Source organism: Caballeronia sp. LZ035 (assembly GCF_031451175.1).
Classification (GTDB): Bacteria; Pseudomonadota; Gammaproteobacteria; order Burkholderiales; family Burkholderiaceae; genus Caballeronia.
In genome coordinates, this window is the sequence record NZ_JARUXS010000001.1 from 2,257,646 (window position 1) to 2,275,695 (window position 18,050).

Sequence of the window (18,050 nt, forward strand, 5' to 3'; positions counted from 1 at the left end):
GCCTCCTGTCAGTGATTTTCCTTGGCGTGATTGATGGTGTAGCGCGGGATCTCGACCACCAGATCCTCGTCGGCCGGCACCATTGCCTGACATGATAACCGCGATGTTGGTTCCAGCCCCCACGCTTTATCGAGCAGATCGTCCTCGAGTTCCTCGGACGGTTCGAGTGCGTTGAAGCCCTCCCGGATGATGACGTGACACGTCGTGCACGCGCACGACTTCTCGCACGCGTGCTCGATCTCGATGCCGTGATCCAGCAGGTTGTCGCAGATGCTCTTGGCCGTATCGGCGTCGATCACCGCGCCGTCCGGACACAGCTCCACGTGAGGCAGTACAACGATTTGAGGCATTTTTCGTAAGTTCTCGAATGGGGATGATCAGACGTCGTCGAGCTTGCGGCCCGCGAGCGCGCGACGAATGCTCTTGTTCATGCGGCGCGCGGCGAATTCGTCGGTGGCCGTGGCGAGCGTTTTCGTCGCCTCCTCGATCTGCTCCGGCGACTCGCCCTGCGCGACCTGCTCCAGCGCCGCGGTGAGCGTGTCGATCTCCACGCGTTCCTGTTCGTCGAGCAGTTCGCTGTCGGACGCGAGCGCGGCGTGGGTCGCTTCGATCATGCGCTGCGCTTCCACTTGCGCCTCGCGCAACGCGCGCGCGCGCATGTCGATGTCGGCGGTCTTGAAGCTCTCTTCGAGCATGCGCGCGACTTCGTCGTCGGCGAGGCCATACGACGGCTTCACGACCACCGATGCCTCCACGCCCGACGTCTGCTCACGCGCGAACACGGACAGCAGACCGTCGGCATCGACCTGATAGGTCACGCGAATACGCGCCGCGCCGGCGGCCATCGGCGGGATGCCGCGCAACTCGAAACGCGCGAGCGAGCGGCAGTCGGACACCAGTTCGCGCTCGCCCTGCACGATGTGAATGGCCATCGCGGTCTGGCCGTCCTTGAAGGTCGTGAAGTCCTGTGCGCGTGCGGTCGGGATGGTGGAATTGCGCGGGATGATCTTCTCGGTGAGTCCGCCCATCGTCTCGACACCGAGCGACAGCGGAATCACGTCGAGCAGCAGCCAGTCGTCGCCCTCGCCGCGACGATTGCCGGCGAGCAGATTGGCCTGGATCGCGGCGCCGAGCGCAACGACCTGATCCGGATCGAGGTTGATGAGCGGCGGCTGGCCGAAGAACGTCTCGACCGCGCGGCGGATCACCGGCATGCGCGTCGCGCCGCCGACCAGCACCACGCCCTTGATGTCCTGCGCCGTCACCTTGGCGTCGCGCAGCGCTTTTTTCGTCGGCGCGAGCGTGCGCGCGACGAGCGCCTGCGTCAGTTCGGCGAACTGCGCCTCGCTCACGGCGATATCGATTTCTCCGCCAGTCGAAAGCATGGCCTGCACGCGCGTCTCGGGCACATCCGACAACGCTTCCTTCGCCGTCCGCACGCGATCGAGCAGCAAGCGCACGTCCTCGGGCGCGTTCAGCGACACGCCCGCCTCCGCCAGCACATGGCGATACAGCGCGTGATCGAAATCGTCGCCGCCGAGCGCGGAATCGCCGCCTGCCGCGAGCACTTCGAAGACGCCTTTGGTCAGCTTGAGAATGGACAGGTCGAAGGTGCCGCCGCCCAGGTCATAGACCGCGTAAAGCCCTTCGGCGCCGTTGTCGAGACCGTAGGCGATCGCCGCGGCCGTCGGTTCGTTGAGCAGCCGCAGCACGTTCAGGCCCGCGAGCTTCGCGGCATCCTTGGTGGCCTGGCGCTGCGCTTCGTCGAAATACGCGGGCACCGTGATGACCGCGCCGACCAGATCCTCGCCGAGCGAATCTTCCGCGCGATACCGCAGCGTGGCGAGAATTTCCGCCGACACTTCCACCGGGCTCTTCACCCCGTCGATGGTGCGGATCTGCACCATGCCCGGGGCGTCGATGAAGTCGTACGGCGCGTTCTCCGCGCCTTCCACCTCGCTCTTGCCGCGGCCCATGAAGCGCTTCACCGAGACAATCGTGTTGCGCGGATCGAGGACGGCTTCTTCCTTCGCGATACGGCCGATACGCCGCCCGCCTTTCTCCAGATAACGCACGACTGACGGCAGCAGCACATGGCCGTCCTCGTCGGGAAGCGCTTCGGGGACACTGTTGCGCACGGCCGCGACGAGCGAATTCGTCGTGCCGAGGTCGATGCCGACCGCCACGCGCCGCTGATGCGGCGCCGGCGCCATGCCGGGTTCTGAGATTTGCAGTAAAGCCATCGTTGGTCTTATGGGGTGGTGACGGCGAGCGCGTCTTTACGCGTGCTCAAGCCGTTCGATTTGCGCGCCGATTTCCTGCGCCACGCGCTCGATGAACATCAGTTGCCGCACGGCTTCGCTCGCGGCCTGGTCGGAATGGCTGTCGAGCAGCGCGGCGAGCTTCGTGAAGCGCACGCGTTCCTCGTCGCGCAGCTCGTCGAGCAGCGCTTCGAGCGCGCCGATGTTCTTCGCGCCGGCCGCATCCTCGATATTCTCGCGCCATTCCATCTGCTGCATCAGGAACGCGGGCTCCATGGCCGTGTTGTTCTCCGCGCCGACGTCGATGCCGCGCAGCGACAGCATGTAGCGCGCGCGCTTCAGCGGATCGCGCAGCGTCTGATACGCCTCGTTCGCGTGCGTGGCCCATTGCATCGCGAGACGCCGCTGGGCGTCGCCGGCCGCGGCGAAGCGGTCGGGATGCACTTGCGCCTGGACGGTGCGATAGGCGTCGTCGAGGGTCGGCTGCTCGATGGCGAAGGTCTGCGGCAGGTCGAAGAGCGCGAAGTGGGTGTCGGTAAGCGAAGCCATGACGATGATGAGGTTTCAGGTTGCACGAATGAAAAAGGCGGCCCGCGCCGCCTCTTTTGCCGTTGCTGCCGGCGCCCTGCGTGTTACACGCGGAACGATTCGCCGCAGCCGCACTCGTCCTTCGCGTTCGGGTTGTTGAAGCGGAAGCCTTCGTTCAGCCCTTCGCGCGCGAAGTCCAGTTCGGTGCCGTCGAGGTACGGCAGGCTTTTCGGGTCGATCACGATCTTGACGCCCGCCGTCTCGAACACGGTGTCTTCCGGTGCGAGTTCATCGACGTATTCGAGGTTGTACGCCAGACCCGAACAGCCCGTGGTACGCACGCCCAGACGCAGGCCGACGCCCTTGCCGCGCCGCGTCAGATACTTCTGCACGTGTTGTGCCGCCTTGTCCGTCAACGTGATTGCCATGATCTTTCGCTTCTCGTTGCTTTAACCGACCTTCGTCGTTCGGGCGAGCGTCATGCTCATGCATGGCGCCCGCATTGAACCTTACGCCGCGTGCTGCTTCGCCTCGCCGGCTTCCGCTGCCGGCGCCGCGCTGCCGTGACGCTGCTTGTAATCCGCCACCGCCGCCTTGATCGCGTCTTCCGCGAGAATCGAGCAGTGGATCTTCACCGGCGGCAGCGCCAGTTCTTCGGCGATCTGCGTGTTCTTGATGCTCATGGCTTCGTCGAGCGTCTTGCCCTTCACCCATTCGGTGACGAGCGAGCTCGATGCAATCGCCGAGCCGCAGCCGTAGGTCTTGAACTTCGCGTCCTCGATCACGCCGTCCGCGCCGACGCGGATCTGCAGCTTCATCACGTCGCCGCAGGCGGGCGCGCCGACCATGCCGGTGCCGACGGTGTCGTCGTCCTTCGAGAACGAACCGACGTTGCGCGGATTTTCGTAGTGGTCAAGGACCTTGTCGCTATAAGCCATTTTCAAACTCTCCTGTATTCGGTGTCGCGTGCGCTCAGTGCATGCTCAATGAGCGGCCCACTGGATGCTCGAGATGTCGATGCCGTCCTTGTGCATTTCCCAGAGCGGCGACAGATCGCGCAGTTTGGCAATCTTGTTCTTCAGCAGGTTGATGACGTAATCGACGTCCTGCTCGGTGGTGAAACGGCCCACCGTGAAGCGGATGGAGCTGTGCGCGAGTTCGTCGTTGCGGCCAAGCGCGCGCAGCACGTACGAAGGTTCCAGCGACGCCGACGTGCACGCCGAACCCGACGACACCGCAACGTCCTTCACCGCCATGATCAGCGACTCGCCTTCGACGAAATTGAAGCTGATGTTGAGGTTGTGCGGCACACGCTGTTCCATGTCGCCGTTCACATACGTTTCTTCCATGTCCTGCAGGCCCTTCAGCAGACGGTCGCGCAGCATGCGGATGCGCTCGTTTTCCGTCGCCATTTCTTCACGCGCGATGCGGAACGCCTCGCCCATGCCGACGATCTGATGCGTCGCGAGCGTGCCCGAACGCATGCCGCGCTCGTGACCGCCGCCGTGCATCTGCGCTTCGATGCGCACGCGCGGCTTGCGACGCACATACAGTGCGCCGATGCCCTTCGGGCCATAGGTCTTGTGCGCCGAGAACGACATCAGGTCGACCTTCAGCTTCTGCAGGTCGATTTCGATCTTGCCGGTGGCTTGCGCCGCGTCGACGTGAAAAATGATGCCCTTCTCGCGCGTGATCTCGCCGATCGCCGCGATATCCTGGATCACGCCGATCTCGTTGTTCACGTTCATCACGGAAACGAGGATCGTGTCCGGGCGGATGGCCGCCTTGAGCTTCTCGAGGTCGATGAGACCGTCGTCCTTCACGTCCAGATACGTGACTTCGTAGCCTTCGCGTTCCAGTTCGCGCGTGGTGTCGAGCACGGCCTTGTGCTCGGTCTTCACGGTGATGAGGTGCTTGCCCTTGCTCTTGTAGAAATGCGCCGCGCCCTTGATGGCGAGGTTGTCCGATTCCGTCGCACCCGAGGTCCAGATGATCTCGCGCGGGTCGCAGTTGACGAGCGCCGCGACGTTCTCGCGCGCTTCCTCGACTGCACGCTCCGCATCCCAGCCGTACTGGTGGCTGCGCGAGGCCGGATTGCCGAACTGCTCGCGAAGATACGGGATCATCTTGTCCACCACGCGCGGATCGACGGGGGTCGTCGCGCTGTAATCCATGTAGATGGGCAGGTGGGGAATATCGTTGTTCATCAGTCGCTCCGGGAAAATCGGTCAAAGCTCCGGCTGGGACGCGCCTTGCATCATCACGCGCACGGCTCATGCCGCGCGGCGGCGCAGGTCATCCGGCCAGATTGAAAATGGAATTCGGACCCTTGGGCACCACCCGCGTGGCCTCGACGCCGGACGAATCCGTGCGGCGATCGCGCAGCACCGCCGCCGAACCTTCGCGCGCACGCTGCTGGTCGACCAGATCCTTCAACGAAACGGAATCCAGATACTCGACCATCTTCTGATTCAGCGTGGCCCACAGCTCGTGCGTCATGCAATGGCCGTCGTGCTGCTTGGTGCCTTCGCACGCGCCCTTGCCGCCGCACTGAGTGGCGTCGATGGGCTCGTCGACGGCGATGATGATGTCCGCCACCGTGACGTTTTCCGCGCGGCGCGCGAGGTTGTAACCGCCGCCCGGCCCGCGGACCGATTCGACGATCTCATGGCGCCGCAGCTTGCCGAAGAGCTGCTCGAGATAGGAAAGCGAGATGCGCTGGCGCTGACTGATGCCTGCCAGCGTCACCGGGCCCTGCTCCTGGCGTAATGCCAGGTCGATCATCGCCGTAACGGCGAAACGGCCTTTCGTGGTGAGTCTCATAATGGGGAGCTAACGCTAATACTCGATGATTTTCGTCAAGTATAAATATCCCACAGTTTTAGTCAAGTATCCGGGACGAGATAAGTAGTTTCTTAATTTCGTCTGCTCGTTGTGGACTTCTGTGGACTGCTGCGGCGATCTACGCGGAGAGTCGCGCTTGCAAGGCTCGCAGCAGGCCCTCGCAGGCGTCTTCGCATTGATCGAGTACGGTTTCGAAACCCGCCTCGCCGCCGAAGTAAGGATCGACCACGACTCGGCTGTCCTTGCAGGTGGCGAAGTCCATCAACAGGCGAATCTTGTCGCGATGCTCGGGCGGGCACACGGCCATGAGCGCGGCGACGTTGGCGTCGTCCATCGCGATGAGCAGGTCGAAGCGCGCGAAATCCGCGGCGCCGATCTGCCGCCCACGCAGCATCGAAAGGTCGTAGCCGCGCTTCTTCGCGGCCTTCTGCGCGCGCGCGTCCGGGGCATCGCCGATCTGCCAGTCACCGGTGCCGGCCGAATCGATCACGATATGACCGGCCAGGTTCGCGCGCTCGACGAGATGCCGCATCACCCCTTCCGCGCTGGGCGAGCGACAGATATTGCCGAGACAGACGAAGCAGACCGAGATCGGAGTCATTCGGAACCGGAGAAAGTCGTGATGGGCGGTCGTGTCAGCGGGAGGCCGCCCGAAGCGCTCCGGATTATACAAAGAGGAACAATTTCCCGCTCAGGACCGCCTTTCGTGCTCCGCGTGACCTATTCAGGGCTCGTCGCGATGGATATCGTGCGTCACGAAACGCGCTTCGCCGTTGGGCATTTCGAGCCAGTCGCGGTGCGCGAGGGTGCGGCGGATGTCGGACAAGCCGCTTTCCCAATGCTCCTGCATCGTCGACAGGCCGAACTGATAGTCCTTGAAGTGGCCCTCGTACTCCTTCTGGCGGTAGATCAGGTGGATGATGTTGTAGCGCTTCGAGCACGCCAGTTCCTCCGCGCGCCGGCACCATTCGTCGTTCTTGCGGATGTCCTCGGGCACCAGGTCGAGCACGTGCTGCAACACGTTGCGGGCGCGCTGGGACCGCTGCATCTGGTCGGTCACGAGGCGCGTGCGGCTGGAATACTGCACGTCCTTCACGCGCCCCATCACGTCGACGATACTGTCCGGCACCGGTCCGCGCGCACTCCATAGATCGACCTGAAAAGCGAGCGTGTCGCGGCGCGGCGTGGCCATGGCCACCTCGTAGAGCGGCGTGTTCGACATGAGTCCGCCGTCCCAGTAAAACTGCCCGTCGATCTCGACGGCAGCGAAACCCGGCGGCAAGGCCCCGGACGCGATGAAATGCTCGGCGCGCAAGCGGATCTGCGTGTTGTCGAAATAGGCGAAATTGCCGGTCGCCACGTTCACCGCGCCGACCGACACGCGGGTCTCGCCTGAATTGATGCGGTCGAAGTCGCACAGACGCTCCAGGGTGGCCTTGAGCGGCGTGGTGTCGTAGTAGCTGGCGGTCTGCGGCGAGCTGGAGGCAATGGGCGACGGCGGCGGAAAGCGCGGAATGAAGAAGCCCTTCTGCCCTTCGACGAGCGCGCCGAAAGCTTGCCAGGTGGTGAACGCCTTGCGGATTTCGTCGGCGGAGTCGAACAGCGCCCGCTCGACGAAACCGGGCAGCGGGAAGCCGAACGCCGGCTGACAGATGGTTTCCCAGAACTCGAGCAGCCGCGCCACGCGCTTTTCGGGCGCGTTTCCAGCGATGATCGCCGTGTTCAGCGCCCCGATTGAAATGCCGGCGATCCAGTTCGGATGAATACCCGTCTCGTGCAGGCCCTGGTAGACCCCTGCCTGATAGGCGCCAAGCGCGCCTCCGCCCTGCAGCATCAGCGCGACCGTCTCGTAGGGCGGCAAAGTGATGGCCGACGCCGCGCGTTCCCCGGCTTGCTGCCTGACACGTCCCCGTGGCACTGCGTTCTGAGTTTCGATTTCCGACATTCCGCGTACGCCTCCTCGTTGCATGGAACCGTCATGACGCACGCACGCTTCTGAACGGCGCACGTGAGTGAACGACATCGAAGCAATGACACCATTCATCGGCGCCGCCATCAAGCTGGCCGTTCGGCCTAGGACAAGTCGTGTGGGTTCGCGACCCTGGCCATTCGGCCGACTGTCACGAGGCGGCGCGCCGGGTTATTGTGCATGAAGGCCGTGACGCGCTGAAGCAAACCGGCCTCCGGCGCGGCGGGCGGTCTCGGCTAGAATGAGTGCCCTTTTATGAGCACCCTTTTCGCGCTCCGTTTCATTACTGTTTTTCATGCCCTCGCGGGCCTTTCGTCATGCTCAGTTACCGTCACGCCTTTCATGCGGGCAATCACGCCGATGTCCTGAAACACGCCATCGTCATCCAGATGCTTCAGCACCTCGGGTTGAAGGACAAATCGTATTGGTACATCGACACGCATGCGGGCGCCGGTGTCTATGCCCTCACCGAGGGCTTTGCCGCGAAGACCGCCGAGTTCGAGACGGGTATCGGCAGGCTGTGGGAGCGGGATGATCTGCCGCCGCTGCTGGCCGATTATGTCGCTGAGGTCAAGGCGCTGAATCCCGACGGCGCGATGCGTTTCTATCCCGGCTCGCCCTATCTCGCCTGGCGCATCATGCGCGAGCAGGACCGCATGCGCCTGTTCGAGCTGCACAGCACGGAGATCGAGGTGCTGCGCCACAACTTCCGCGACGCGGGCCGGCGCGCGATGATCTACGCCGGCGACGGCTTCGACGGCATCAAGGCCCTCCTTCCGCCACCGCCGCGTCGTGCGCTCGTGTTGATCGATCCGTCGTACGAGGACAAGCGCGACTACGCGCGCACGCTGGACTGTCTTGCGGAAGGTCTGAAACGGTTCGCAACGGGAACCTATGCGGTCTGGTATCCGCTCGTGACGCGCATGGAATCGCAACGGTTCGCGGACCAGCTGAAGGCCATACGGCCGACTGGCTGGCTGCACGCCAGCCTCACCGTCAAAAAGCCGCCCGAGGATGGGCTGGGTTTGTTCGGCAGCGGCATGTTCGTGCTGAATCCGCCGTACACGCTCGCCCGCGATCTCAAGGAAGCGTTGCCGCGCCTGGTCGAACTGCTTGGCGAAGACAGCGGCGCTTCGTTCAAGCTCGAACATCGCGGCGACTGAATCCGTCTGCGCGCAAGTCCTTATGGATGAGGCGCAACCGGCACGCGGCTGCGTCCTCCGCGTCCGGGTTGCGTCGGCACGCTGTTCTGGCCGGCACCTGGATATTCGACGTAGGGTGAAACGACGATCGGCGGCTGGGCCTCCTGCGGCGGTCCCGGCAAGGTCTGCATCGGCACCATGCCGGGACCGCCGAGCGACCCGCTTTGCAACACCGTGCCACTCACGCCGCTGTGGATGCCGGTTTGCGTATCGAGTACGAGCGGTTCGCCTCCGGGCTTGGCGTGCGCGGGATTGAACCAGCACAGGCCCGCAGCGAACGCGGCAGGGGCGGCCAGTGCGGCACAAGCGCGCACTGTGCGCACCAAGGTGAATGCCGGACGCGGAGTTGTCGTGGAATGGCGCATCGTTCGCTCTTTATGTAGACAAAATCGCTTTACATTACCGCGGTGGCAAGCTTTAGGCTAGGCGCCGTTGCCTGAAGCAGCACCCGATTGCCCCTTCTCCAGGAGAAACGATGAAATCAACAAAAATCGCGCTTGCCGTTCTCACCGTCTGTCTGAGCGCAGGCGCAATGGCTCAGGACGCGCCGGCCGCGAGCGACGCCATGCCGGGCATGAACATGGAACAGCACACCCCGAAGCCGACCGACGTATCGTCCACCGCCGCTTATCAGGCCGCGGATCAGAAGATGATGTCAGGGATGTCGGGCATCGAATACACGGGCAATCCAGACCGTGATTTCGTCGCGCACATGATTCCGCATCACCTGGGCGCGGTGGAGATGGCGAAGGTGGAGCTGAAATACGGCAAGGACGCGAAGCTGCGCAAACTGGCGAAGGACATCATTGCCGCGCAGGACAAGGAAATTGCGTTCATGAGGCAGTGGCTGGAGCAGCATCCGCGCAAGCAATAAAGCGCAGAGAGCGCGGTTCGGCACGCAGCGTGTGCCTACGCCGGCCACAAAAAACAAAAGCCCCGCAATGCGGGGCTTTTTGCCTTCACGACCGACGCTTACGCGTTGTAGCCGTTGGATTCGAGCGAGCGAATACGCTGTTCGAGCTGGACGATATCCGTCGATTCCGACAAATACGCTTCGCGACGACGCTGCTCAGCGGCTTCAAACCAGATGCTCAACTTTTCGATGATGTACGCAACCATGATGTGCTCCAAGGTATCTAGACGATCCCTGGCGGTTGGGTCAGGGATTACCCGTTAGGGAATACCCGGATTATAGGGAAGTTTTTTGACGCTGTGTTAGGAAATGCTTGAATACTGTGCATTCTGTTTCGGAATGGTGCGGAGCCTGGAAGTCTTCAAGCCAATGTTTTTTATGAAGATTCCAGCCTCTAGCCCCGAGTCAGCCAATTCTTGAGCACCGCATTGGTGCATCACTGAGCCAATTTGTCCAATATCGGGCAATCCGGGCGATCATCACCGTGGCAGTGATTGGCAAGATGGGCCAGCGTCTCGCGCATCTCGGTCAACTCGGCAATGCGCCGGTCCAGCTCCGCGACGTGCTCCATCGCGATCGACTTCACTTCCGCGCTCGCGCGCGTGCGGTCGTGCCACAAGGCCAGCAGCTTACGAATATCCTCGACGAGAAACCCGAGCCGGCGCGCCTGCCGTACGAAGCGCAACGCATGCACTTCCTGCGCGCCGTAGACGCGATACCCCGACGACGTCCGCCCCACCGGATTGAGCAGTCCGACGCTCTCGTAGTAGCGGATCATCTTGGCTGTCACGCCCGAGGCGCGGGCCGCTTCGCCGATGTTCATCGTGTGCTCCTGGAAAAAAGTCACTTCGACTCTACACCTTCCCACAATGGCAAGGTATACGATGTGTCCATCAAGCCGTCTCACGAGGAAAATCGCAATGACCGAATTCGAAGTTCAAGGCATGAGTTGCCAGCACTGCGTGGGCGCCGTCACGCGCTCCATCAAGGAAATCGATCCCCAAGCGCAAGTGCGCGTGGATCTTGAGCGCGGCCGGGTCGCGGTCGAATCGGCGCAACCGGCCGATGCCCTGAAAGACGCCATCGACGAAGCCGGTTATACGGTGGTCAGCGTCGCTTCGGCATGACTGGCAACCAGGCTTTCACCGTCGCGCTGATCGGCGCTTCAGGCCTGCTCGGACGGGCGGTCGCCGCCGAGCTGGCGCGCGCGGACAGCGCCAGGACGTGGCGCGTCGTGACTACCGCGCACAGCCGCGCCGGCTTGCACGACGTCCGACTCGACCTGCTCGACCACGACGCCGTCCGAGCCTTCCTGAGCGACCTGAAACCCGATGCAATCGTCGTCGCGGCAGCCGAGCGCCGGCCGGACGTGTGCGAGAACGATCCTGCGCTGGCCCGTGCCCTCAACGTGGACGCCTTGCGCGAGATCGCCCGCGAGGCGCGCGCGACCGGCGCATGGGTACTGTCGATCTCGACCGATTACGTGTTCGACGGCACTTCGCCGCCCTATCGTCCCGACGACGCGCCCGCGCCGCTCAACGCCTACGGCCGCAGCAAGCGGGATGGCGAGCGCGCGCTGCTCGACTGCGATCCGGCGTCCTGCGTGCTGCGTCTGCCGCTGCTTTACGGTCCCTGTATCGACTGGAACGAATCCGCGGTGACGAGCCTGGCGCCGGCCATCGTCGCATCGGCGGACGCGGCGCACCCCGGCGCGCCGATGGACGCCTGGGCGACGCGCTATCCGACCTTCACGCCCGACGTCGCCGTGGTGATCCGCGGCATGCTCGAACATCACGCGCGCGGCGCGACGATTTCCGGCATCACGCACTGGTCCGGCGACGAGCCCATGACGAAGTTCGACATCGCCGGTCGCATTGCGCGGGCCCTGAAGCTGGACGCGCGGGTCATCGCCCAGCGCACGCCGACCGACGCGACGCCGCGTCCACGCGACTGCCATCTCGATTCCGCACGGCTGGAAGCACTGGGCATCGGCAGGCGCACGCCGTTCGATCACGCGATCGCCGGCCTGCTTGCCCACTATCCAGACCTTCCGGATCAGTGAAAATCGCGGCTCGTCGCGGCAAGCCGGCCAAGCAGCGCGCTATGGTCTTCGAGCCGCTGCGCCACCAGGTGTCGCACGTCGCCGTCCTTTTGCCAGACGCCGTGCACGCCAAGCAACGACGCGCCCAGCAGCACCTTGCGCTGCTTCTCGACGAGCCCCGGCCATACGATCACGTTGATCGAGCCGCTTTCATCCTCGATCGACACGAAGATCGTGCCGTTCGCCGTGCCCGGCCGCTGCCGCACGGTCACGATGCCGCACGCCCGCACGAAGCGCCCGTTGGCGGTCTTTTCCAGCTCGGCCGCGCTCTTGAAGCGCATGCGCGCGAGCCTGTCGCGCAGCAGCGCCAGCGGATGACGGTTGAGCGTCAGCCCGAGACTCGCGTAATCGTCGACGATCTCGCGCCCCTCCGACGCTTCCGGCAATGCGAGCGGCGTTTCGCTCATCGGCGCGTCGCGCAGCAGTTCCGGCGCGCGCTGCTGCGCGGTGACCGCCCACCACGCCTGACGCCGGTGCCCCGCGATGCTCGCCAGCGCATTGCCGGCCGCCAGCGCTTCGAGCTCGCGGCGAGACAGCGCCGCGCGGCGCGTGAGGTCGTCGACATCCGCGAACGGCGCCTGTGCCCGCGCGGCCATGATCCGTTCGGCCGCCGCCTGCGACATGCCCTTGATCTGCTGCAAGCCGATACGCACGCCCGGCCCGGTCGCGCCGTACTGCCGTGACGGCAGCTTGACGCGCGCGGCCAGCCGGCGCGCCCCGCGCCGCATGGTCTTGCGAAAGATCTGATCCGACGATCCCGCTCCATAGAACTGCTGGCGGCGCTGCTCCTTGCCGGCATCGAAGACGAGCCGCTCGCCGTTGCCCGAACGCGCCTCCAGCACCGACTCCCAGTCGCTCAGCGAAACATCGGGCGGAAACACCTTCACGCCATGACGCTGCGCATCCTGCACGAGTTGCGACGGCGAATAGAAACCAAGCGGCTGACTGTTCAGCAAGCCCGCCAGGAACGCCGCGGGTTCGTAACGCTTGATCCATGCGCTCAGGTAGACGAGCAGCGCGAAGCTCGCCGAATGGCTTTCCGGAAAACCATATTCGCCAAAGCCCTCGATCTGCTTGCATACACGCGCAGCGAAATCGTGCTCATAGCCGCGCGCCAGCATCTTCTTCATCAGATCGGCCTGATATTTCTCGAGATGACTGCCGCGTCTCCAGGCTGCCATCGCGCGCCGCAACTGATCGGCTTGTTCGGCGGTGTAGCCGGCAGCGACCATCGCGAGCTTCATCACCTGCTCCTGGAAAATCGGTACGCCGAGCGTGCGTCCAAGCACCGGCCGCAACTCCTCTTTCGGATATTCCTCTTCTTCGAGTCCCTGCTTGCGACGCAGATATGGATGCACCATGCCGCCCTGGATGGGTCCGGGCCGCACGATCGCCACCTCGATCACGAGGTCGTAGTATTTGTTGGGCCGCAGACGCGGCAGCATGCTTTGCTGGGCGCGCGATTCGATCTGGAACACGCCGACGGTATCCGCGCGGCAGCACATCTCGTACACCGCGCGGTCCTCGCGGCGAATATGCTCGACGCCGAAATTCGGCATGCCCCGGCGCAACGCGACGAATTCGAGCGCGCGACGGATCGCCGACAGCATGCCGAGCGCGAGCACGTCGACTTTCAGGAGCTTCAGCTGGTCGATGTCGTCCTTGTCCCACTGGATCACGCAACGGTCCTTCATCGCAGCGTTTTCGATCGGCACGAGGCGCGACAAGCGTTCCCGCGCAATCACGAAACCGCCGACGTGCTGCGACAAATGCCGCGGAAAGCCGCGCAACTCGCGCGTGAGGCGGATCAGATGCTTGGTCACGTGCGAGTCGTCGCTGAAGCCGGCCTCGCGCAGATAGCCCGCCACCGCCGACGGTCCGTCCCACCACTGCTGCGACTTGCCGATCCGCTCGATCAGCGACGCATCCAGCCCGAGCGCGCGGCCGACGTCCTTGAGCGCGCTGCGCGTGTGATAGGTGATGACCGACGCCGCCAGCGACGCGCGATGCCGTCCGTACTTCCGGTAGATGTACTGGATCACTTCCTCGCGCCGCTGATGCTCGAAATCGACGTCGATGTCCGGCGGCTCGTTGCGCGCCTGCGAAATGAAGCGTTCGATCAACAGTCCCATGCGAACCGGATCGAGCTCGGTGATGAACAGGCAAAAACAGATGATCGAATTCGCCGCCGAGCCGCGTCCCTGACACAGGATCTTCTGGCTGCGCGCGAACGAGACGATGTCGTAGACCGTCAGGAAATACTTCTCGTACTTCAGCACCGCGACGAGCGCGAGCTCCTTGTCGATCAGTCCGATCGTGTCGGCGTCCAGCCCGTCAGGCCAGCGCACGCGCGCGCCTTCCATCACCCGTTTGCGCAGGTAGCTGGCAGGGGTTTCATCGCGCGGCACGAGCTCTTCGGGATATTCGTATTGCAGTTCGTCGAGACTGAAAGTGCAGCGCGCGGCCAGCTTGAGCGTTTCCCGGATCGCCGCCGCCGGATACAACGCCCCGATGCGCAGCCGCGTGCGCAGGTGCCGTTCCGCGTTCGCCTCGAGCGCGTAGCCGCATTGCGCGAGCGGACGGCCGAGGCGGATGGCGGTCAGCGTGTCCTGCAAGGGCTTGCGCGAGCGCGCGTGCATCAGTGCGCCGCTGGCCGCGACGAGTGGCAAGCCGCTCGCTTCGGCTATCACGCGCGACGCGGCGAGACGTTCGTCATCGCTGCCGTCCTGCCAGAGCTCCAGGGCGAGCCACGCGCGCCCGGCGGCGAAGCTCGCCAACCAGTGCGCGCGGTCGAGCGTTTCGGCGAGCGTCGCCGAACGCTGCGGCACCAGGATCAGCAGGCAATCGGGTAGATCCTTCAGATGGGCGATGTCGCCGCGCAAGTCGGTAGCGTCGAGCGCACTCGACGATGCCGCCGGATTCGTGAAATCTTCCGGGCCCAGTTGATACTGGCCTTTCGGCGAACGCGAGCGCGCCAGCGCAATCAATTCGGACAGGTTGCCGTAACCGTCCCGATTCGTCGCCAGCGCAATCAGCGTGCAGAAGGGATTGTCATCGGCGTCAGTCAGATGCAATTCGCTGCCGATGATCAGCTTCAGGTGCTGCCTTTTCGGCGGCGGCTCGCCGGCCTCGCTGGCGGCTTTCGCGGCCGCGTCCGCTTGCGCTTCGATGTCCTTGATCGCCGCATGCGCGCGCACGACGCCCGCGAGCGAGCATTCGTCGGTGATCGCGAGCGCGGTGTAGCCATGTTCGAGCGCGGCGCCAGCCAGCTCCTGTGGATGCGACGCGCCGCGCAGGAACGAAAAGTTGCTCAGGCAATGCAGTTCCGCATAGTCGGGCAGCAGCGCGGAGGCGGACATCGAACCGAGGAAGGTCCGCTTTTCATGGCCCTCGTCGTCGCCTTCGCCCAGGCCGATGATGTCGTTCAGATCGTCGTTCATCGCGGCATCATCCGAAAAATCCGTGCAGGAACCAGAAACCGGTCAGGCGCTCGCGATAGACCCAGAACATGCGGCCTTGATCGTCCCCGGCGACGTAGTAGTCGCGCTGCACGCCGTTGCCGTCCCACCAGCCCGCCTCGATACGCTCCGTTCGGCTGATCAGCTTCAGCGGCCGCCGGTAAAACGGCCGCTCGTTGCGCAACATCAGCTTTTGCGGGGTGTCGAGGATCCACGCCGGACGCGGCTGCGAAGGCACCGCGCGATCAGGCAGTTCGAGAGGCGCGTCGGGTGGTGTTTCGGCGTCTCTGTCGGCTTCTGTATCGGCTTGCTCGACGGGTTCAGATGTCTTTTCAGTTTGCTTCTTCTTGCGCTTCGGTTTGCTTGCGCTTGCCGGCTTGTACGCCTCGACCGTCATCGCCGCCTCCGGACGATGATCATCATGTTCGACCAGTTGCACCACGTTCTCCGCGCCCAACCGCGCGCTCAGACGCTCGAGCAACTGCGCCAGCGAATCGCTCTCGGAGCCGGGCAGCGGGAACAACGTGTCGGGCGGCGGCGCATGCTCGCTGACCTTGTCGGCCAGCAGCTTCATTTCGATCACCGGCGCGGCCAGCGTCGTCTGATTGAGCTTTTCGCGCAGCAGCCAGAGGATGTGTTCGGCATCGCGTGTCGGCACGGCCCACGCCACCTTGAAGGTCGATGTCTTCGGCGCGTGACGCGCGGCCAGTTCGTGTTCGAGCAGGAACGAAAACTCGCTGACCGCCGCGTGATGCGCGCTCAGCCAGCCGGCCAGTTGCAGCACGAGACGGCGTGCGGCGAACAGCAGGGCATCGGCGCTTTCCACGCGCGCCTGCAACTCGAGCCGCGCCTCGAACGATGCCGGCGCGCAGAACGCCTCGCGTGGATCAGGCGCCTGCCCGTATGCCTGCGCGAGCCATTGGAGGATGCCCGGCCCGAAGCGGCGCGCGACGCCCTTGCGCGGCAGCTGGCGCAAATCGGCGAGGGTCGCGCAGCCGATCTGCTCGAACACGTCGCCATGCGAATGCGCCGACGGCACCAGCGATACGGGCAAGGTATCGAGCACTTGCACGAGCGTCGTTTCCTTCACGATGCGCACGCGCCGCGCGACCCGCCGCGTGCGGGCGTGCGCGAGCAGCCACGCGCCCCAGGCCGTCGGCGCGCAGCCCATGCGCGAGGTGAAACCGCAGCCCTTGATCGTCGCGGCGGCCTTCGAAAGCAAGGCGCGCAATCCGCCGAAGAGACGCATGCTCGCGCCGACTTCGAGCAAGACGGTGTTCGCATGCGCCAGCACGACCTTCGGTGTGAACGCGAGCAGCGCCAGCGCCACGGCTTCGAGGGCGCGCTGCTCGGCGTTCAGATCGACGGCAAGCAGCGTCAGGCGCGGCGCAAGCGCGAACGCGTGCGAGCGCGTGCTGCCGGGACGCACGCCGAGCCGGAACGCGACGAGATCGGGCATCAGGATGCGGGCGTGATCGGCGAGCGCGAAACAGGACTGCTCGGGATCGTCGAGGCCGCCGGCATCATTCGCCGATGCCGCTCCAGGCGAAATCGGGCTGGCCGATGCTGAGGGCATCGAGGGCGGCCTGACTGCTTCGAGCGATAAAAGCGGCAATGTCACCGCTATCCACAACATGTTTGACCTCTCGTGCTTTCCTGCTCAGATGTGCGCGGCGAATGTGTTCGGGCAGCGCGGGCAACTGCAGCGGCAAGCTCAATTGCAACGGCTTGCCCAATAACGGACCTCGCCGCTTGATGATGTCGATTTCCAGCATGACGGCCTGCATCCACTCGCGACGGTTCATGGTCTGGGCGTGCGCGGGAAGGCGCGGCTTGCAGATCATGCGCAATGGCGCCGCCGACGATTGACGCGCCGCCTTGAGCGGCCGAAACAGAAAGGCCAGTGACTGCGCTTCCTGAGCCGCGACCTGCAGACGCCGCAGCGCCTCGGGACGCACTTGCGGCAGCCAGACCAGCACGGCGCCGATGCCTTCCTGTTTCAGCGATTGCTCCGCGGCCCACAGCGTGTGCTCTTCCGGCGCCTTGACCCAGACGAGCTTGTTCACGGCGATGTTCATTGCCTTGAGGGCAGCGAAGTTGGGTGTCCAGGGAGGCGCGACGAAGATGACCGACCGGCCTCTGCCGACCGTCAACTCACGGAGCGTGCGCGCAAGCAGCCTGATCTCCCCGACGCCGCTCTCTTCGATCAGCAGTTCGGTGACCATGCCCGGCATCCAGCCAGTGCCAGGCAAGAGGAGATCGAGCATCCGATAGCCGCTCGACACGACGTTCGATTCGGGATCGTTGATCGGACTGCCCTGCCAGAGCTGACGCTGCAGATGCGATGTCAGCCCGATATCGAGCAATGAAAGTGCGGCACCCATGAGCTTTCCCCGTCCGCAAATGCTCGGATCGGCCCAGGGCTTGAGCATCCGACGGTCTGTGGTTTTACTGTATATTTATACAGTATTTGTTGCGGGAAGGTAAACGGCAAGAGGCGTGCGGAAAGCGCGCTGAGGGGGAGAAAAGTGGGGATGTCGGGATGTGGAAGCGTTGCCGAGCAAGCTGATATGGGACCTGTTCTGGGGCCTAGAAACGCAAAAACCCCACCTTTGTGGGGTGGGGTTTTTGTTTGCGGCATGAGGAGCCTGACGATTACCTACTTTCACACGGGCAATCCGCACTATCATCGGCGTGGAGTCGTTTCACGGTCCTGTTCGGGATGGGAAGGGGTGGTACCGACTCGCTATGGTCATCAGGCATGACTTGTTGTT

Annotated in this window: 19 protein-coding genes and 1 rRNA gene; 4 read left to right on the forward strand and 16 right to left on the reverse strand. The window is 64.1% G+C overall.

Translation table 11 applies throughout. The features are described from left to right. Nucleotides 1-8: 8 nt before the first annotated feature. The 9 genes from fdx to QCE88_RS10635 all read right to left on the reverse strand — a co-directional run bounded on the left by fdx (nt 9) and on the right by QCE88_RS10635 (nt 7,578). Nucleotides 9-350 (reverse strand): ISC system 2Fe-2S type ferredoxin, encoded by a 342-nt coding sequence (fdx, locus tag QCE88_RS10595; protein WP_061138726.1) that lies wholly within the window; start codon nt 348-350, stop codon nt 9-11. Between the two features lie 27 nt (nt 351-377). Then, complete coding sequence (hscA, locus tag QCE88_RS10600; protein WP_309901626.1) at nt 378-2,243, reverse strand: Fe-S protein assembly chaperone HscA; 1,866 nt, start codon at nt 2,241-2,243, stop codon at nt 378-380. 36 nt (nt 2,244-2,279) lie between these two features. After that, nucleotides 2,280-2,810 carry a Fe-S protein assembly co-chaperone HscB gene (gene hscB, locus QCE88_RS10605; RefSeq protein ID WP_309901628.1) on the reverse strand — a complete coding sequence of 177 codons (531 nt, stop codon included), beginning with the start codon at nt 2,808-2,810 and terminating at the stop codon, nt 2,280-2,282. 83 nt (nt 2,811-2,893) lie between these two features. After that, on the reverse strand, nt 2,894-3,217 hold the full coding sequence (gene iscA, locus QCE88_RS10610) for an iron-sulfur cluster assembly protein IscA (RefSeq protein WP_309832558.1): 324 nt from the start codon (nt 3,215-3,217) through the stop codon (nt 2,894-2,896). A gap of 81 nt (nt 3,218-3,298) precedes the next feature. Beyond that, nucleotides 3,299-3,727: a Fe-S cluster assembly scaffold IscU gene (gene iscU, locus QCE88_RS10615; RefSeq protein ID WP_309901630.1), complete on the reverse strand. Its 429-nt coding sequence runs from the start codon at nt 3,725-3,727 to the stop codon at nt 3,299-3,301. A gap of 45 nt (nt 3,728-3,772) precedes the next feature. After that, a complete protein-coding gene (locus tag QCE88_RS10620; RefSeq protein ID WP_309901632.1) occupies nt 3,773-4,996 on the reverse strand; it encodes an IscS subfamily cysteine desulfurase in 1,224 nt (407 codons plus the stop codon). 88 nt (nt 4,997-5,084) lie between these two features. Then, a complete protein-coding gene (iscR, locus tag QCE88_RS10625) occupies nt 5,085-5,612 on the reverse strand; it encodes a Fe-S cluster assembly transcriptional regulator IscR (RefSeq protein WP_309901634.1) in 528 nt (175 codons plus the stop codon). Between the two features lie 139 nt (nt 5,613-5,751). Further along, complete coding sequence (locus tag QCE88_RS10630) at nt 5,752-6,234, reverse strand: low molecular weight protein-tyrosine-phosphatase (RefSeq protein WP_309901636.1); 483 nt, start codon at nt 6,232-6,234, stop codon at nt 5,752-5,754. A gap of 123 nt (nt 6,235-6,357) precedes the next feature. Continuing rightward, nucleotides 6,358-7,578 (reverse strand): patatin-like phospholipase family protein, encoded by a 1,221-nt coding sequence (locus QCE88_RS10635; RefSeq protein ID WP_309901638.1) that lies wholly within the window; start codon nt 7,576-7,578, stop codon nt 6,358-6,360. 341 nt (nt 7,579-7,919) lie between these two features. Here QCE88_RS10635 and QCE88_RS10640 point away from each other — a divergent pair, with 341 nt between their 5' ends. Then, nucleotides 7,920-8,765 carry a 23S rRNA (adenine(2030)-N(6))-methyltransferase RlmJ gene (locus QCE88_RS10640; RefSeq protein ID WP_309901640.1) on the forward strand — a complete coding sequence of 282 codons (846 nt, stop codon included), beginning with the start codon at nt 7,920-7,922 and terminating at the stop codon, nt 8,763-8,765. Nucleotides 8,766-8,785: 20 nt separating this feature from the next. Here the strand turns inward: QCE88_RS10640 and QCE88_RS10645 are convergent, their stop codons facing one another. After that, on the reverse strand, nt 8,786-9,169 hold the full coding sequence (locus QCE88_RS10645) for a hypothetical protein (RefSeq protein WP_309901642.1): 384 nt from the start codon (nt 9,167-9,169) through the stop codon (nt 8,786-8,788). Nucleotides 9,170-9,279: 110 nt separating this feature from the next. Between QCE88_RS10645 and QCE88_RS10650 the strand changes: the two genes are divergently transcribed. Beyond that, on the forward strand, nt 9,280-9,678 hold the full coding sequence (locus tag QCE88_RS10650; RefSeq protein WP_309901644.1) for a DUF305 domain-containing protein: 399 nt from the start codon (nt 9,280-9,282) through the stop codon (nt 9,676-9,678). Nucleotides 9,679-9,776: 98 nt separating this feature from the next. On the opposite strand, the gene QCE88_RS10655 is transcribed toward QCE88_RS10650, so the two are convergent. After that, on the reverse strand, nt 9,777-9,923 hold the full coding sequence (locus QCE88_RS10655; RefSeq protein WP_309808650.1) for a DUF3563 family protein: 147 nt from the start codon (nt 9,921-9,923) through the stop codon (nt 9,777-9,779). 230 nt (nt 9,924-10,153) lie between these two features. Continuing rightward, nucleotides 10,154-10,540 carry a Cu(I)-responsive transcriptional regulator gene (cueR, locus tag QCE88_RS10660; protein ID WP_309901646.1) on the reverse strand — a complete coding sequence of 129 codons (387 nt, stop codon included), beginning with the start codon at nt 10,538-10,540 and terminating at the stop codon, nt 10,154-10,156. Nucleotides 10,541-10,637: 97 nt separating this feature from the next. On the opposite strand from cueR, the gene QCE88_RS10665 reads away from it, so the two are divergent. Both QCE88_RS10665 and QCE88_RS10670 read left to right on the forward strand, forming a co-directional pair. Continuing rightward, a complete protein-coding gene (locus QCE88_RS10665; protein ID WP_309901648.1) occupies nt 10,638-10,844 on the forward strand; it encodes a heavy-metal-associated domain-containing protein in 207 nt (68 codons plus the stop codon). Next, nucleotides 10,841-11,779 (forward strand): SDR family oxidoreductase, encoded by a 939-nt coding sequence (locus QCE88_RS10670; RefSeq protein ID WP_309901650.1) that lies wholly within the window; start codon nt 10,841-10,843, stop codon nt 11,777-11,779. Before QCE88_RS10665 ends, QCE88_RS10670 begins: the two co-directional genes overlap by 4 nt. Here QCE88_RS10670 and QCE88_RS10675 read toward each other — a convergent pair. The 4 genes from QCE88_RS10675 to rrf form a co-directional block, all read right to left on the reverse strand. Further along, nucleotides 11,773-15,177: an error-prone DNA polymerase gene (locus QCE88_RS10675; RefSeq protein WP_309903510.1), complete on the reverse strand. Its 3,405-nt coding sequence runs from the start codon at nt 15,175-15,177 to the stop codon at nt 11,773-11,775. The genes QCE88_RS10670 and QCE88_RS10675 overlap by 7 nt on opposite strands. An 88-nt stretch (nt 15,178-15,265) precedes the next feature. Next, entirely contained in the window at nt 15,266-16,852 is a 1,587-nt protein-coding gene (locus tag QCE88_RS10680) for a DNA polymerase Y family protein (protein ID WP_309901653.1), read from the reverse strand. Further along, nucleotides 16,800-17,660, reverse strand: a complete 861-nt coding sequence (gene imuA / locus QCE88_RS10685; protein ID WP_309901655.1) for a translesion DNA synthesis-associated protein ImuA — start codon at nt 17,658-17,660, stop codon at nt 16,800-16,802. Before imuA ends, QCE88_RS10680 begins: the two co-directional genes overlap by 53 nt. A 262-nt stretch (nt 17,661-17,922) precedes the next feature. Beyond that, nucleotides 17,923-18,036, reverse strand: a 5S ribosomal RNA gene (gene rrf, locus QCE88_RS10690). Between the last annotated feature and the right edge of the window lie 14 nt (nt 18,037-18,050).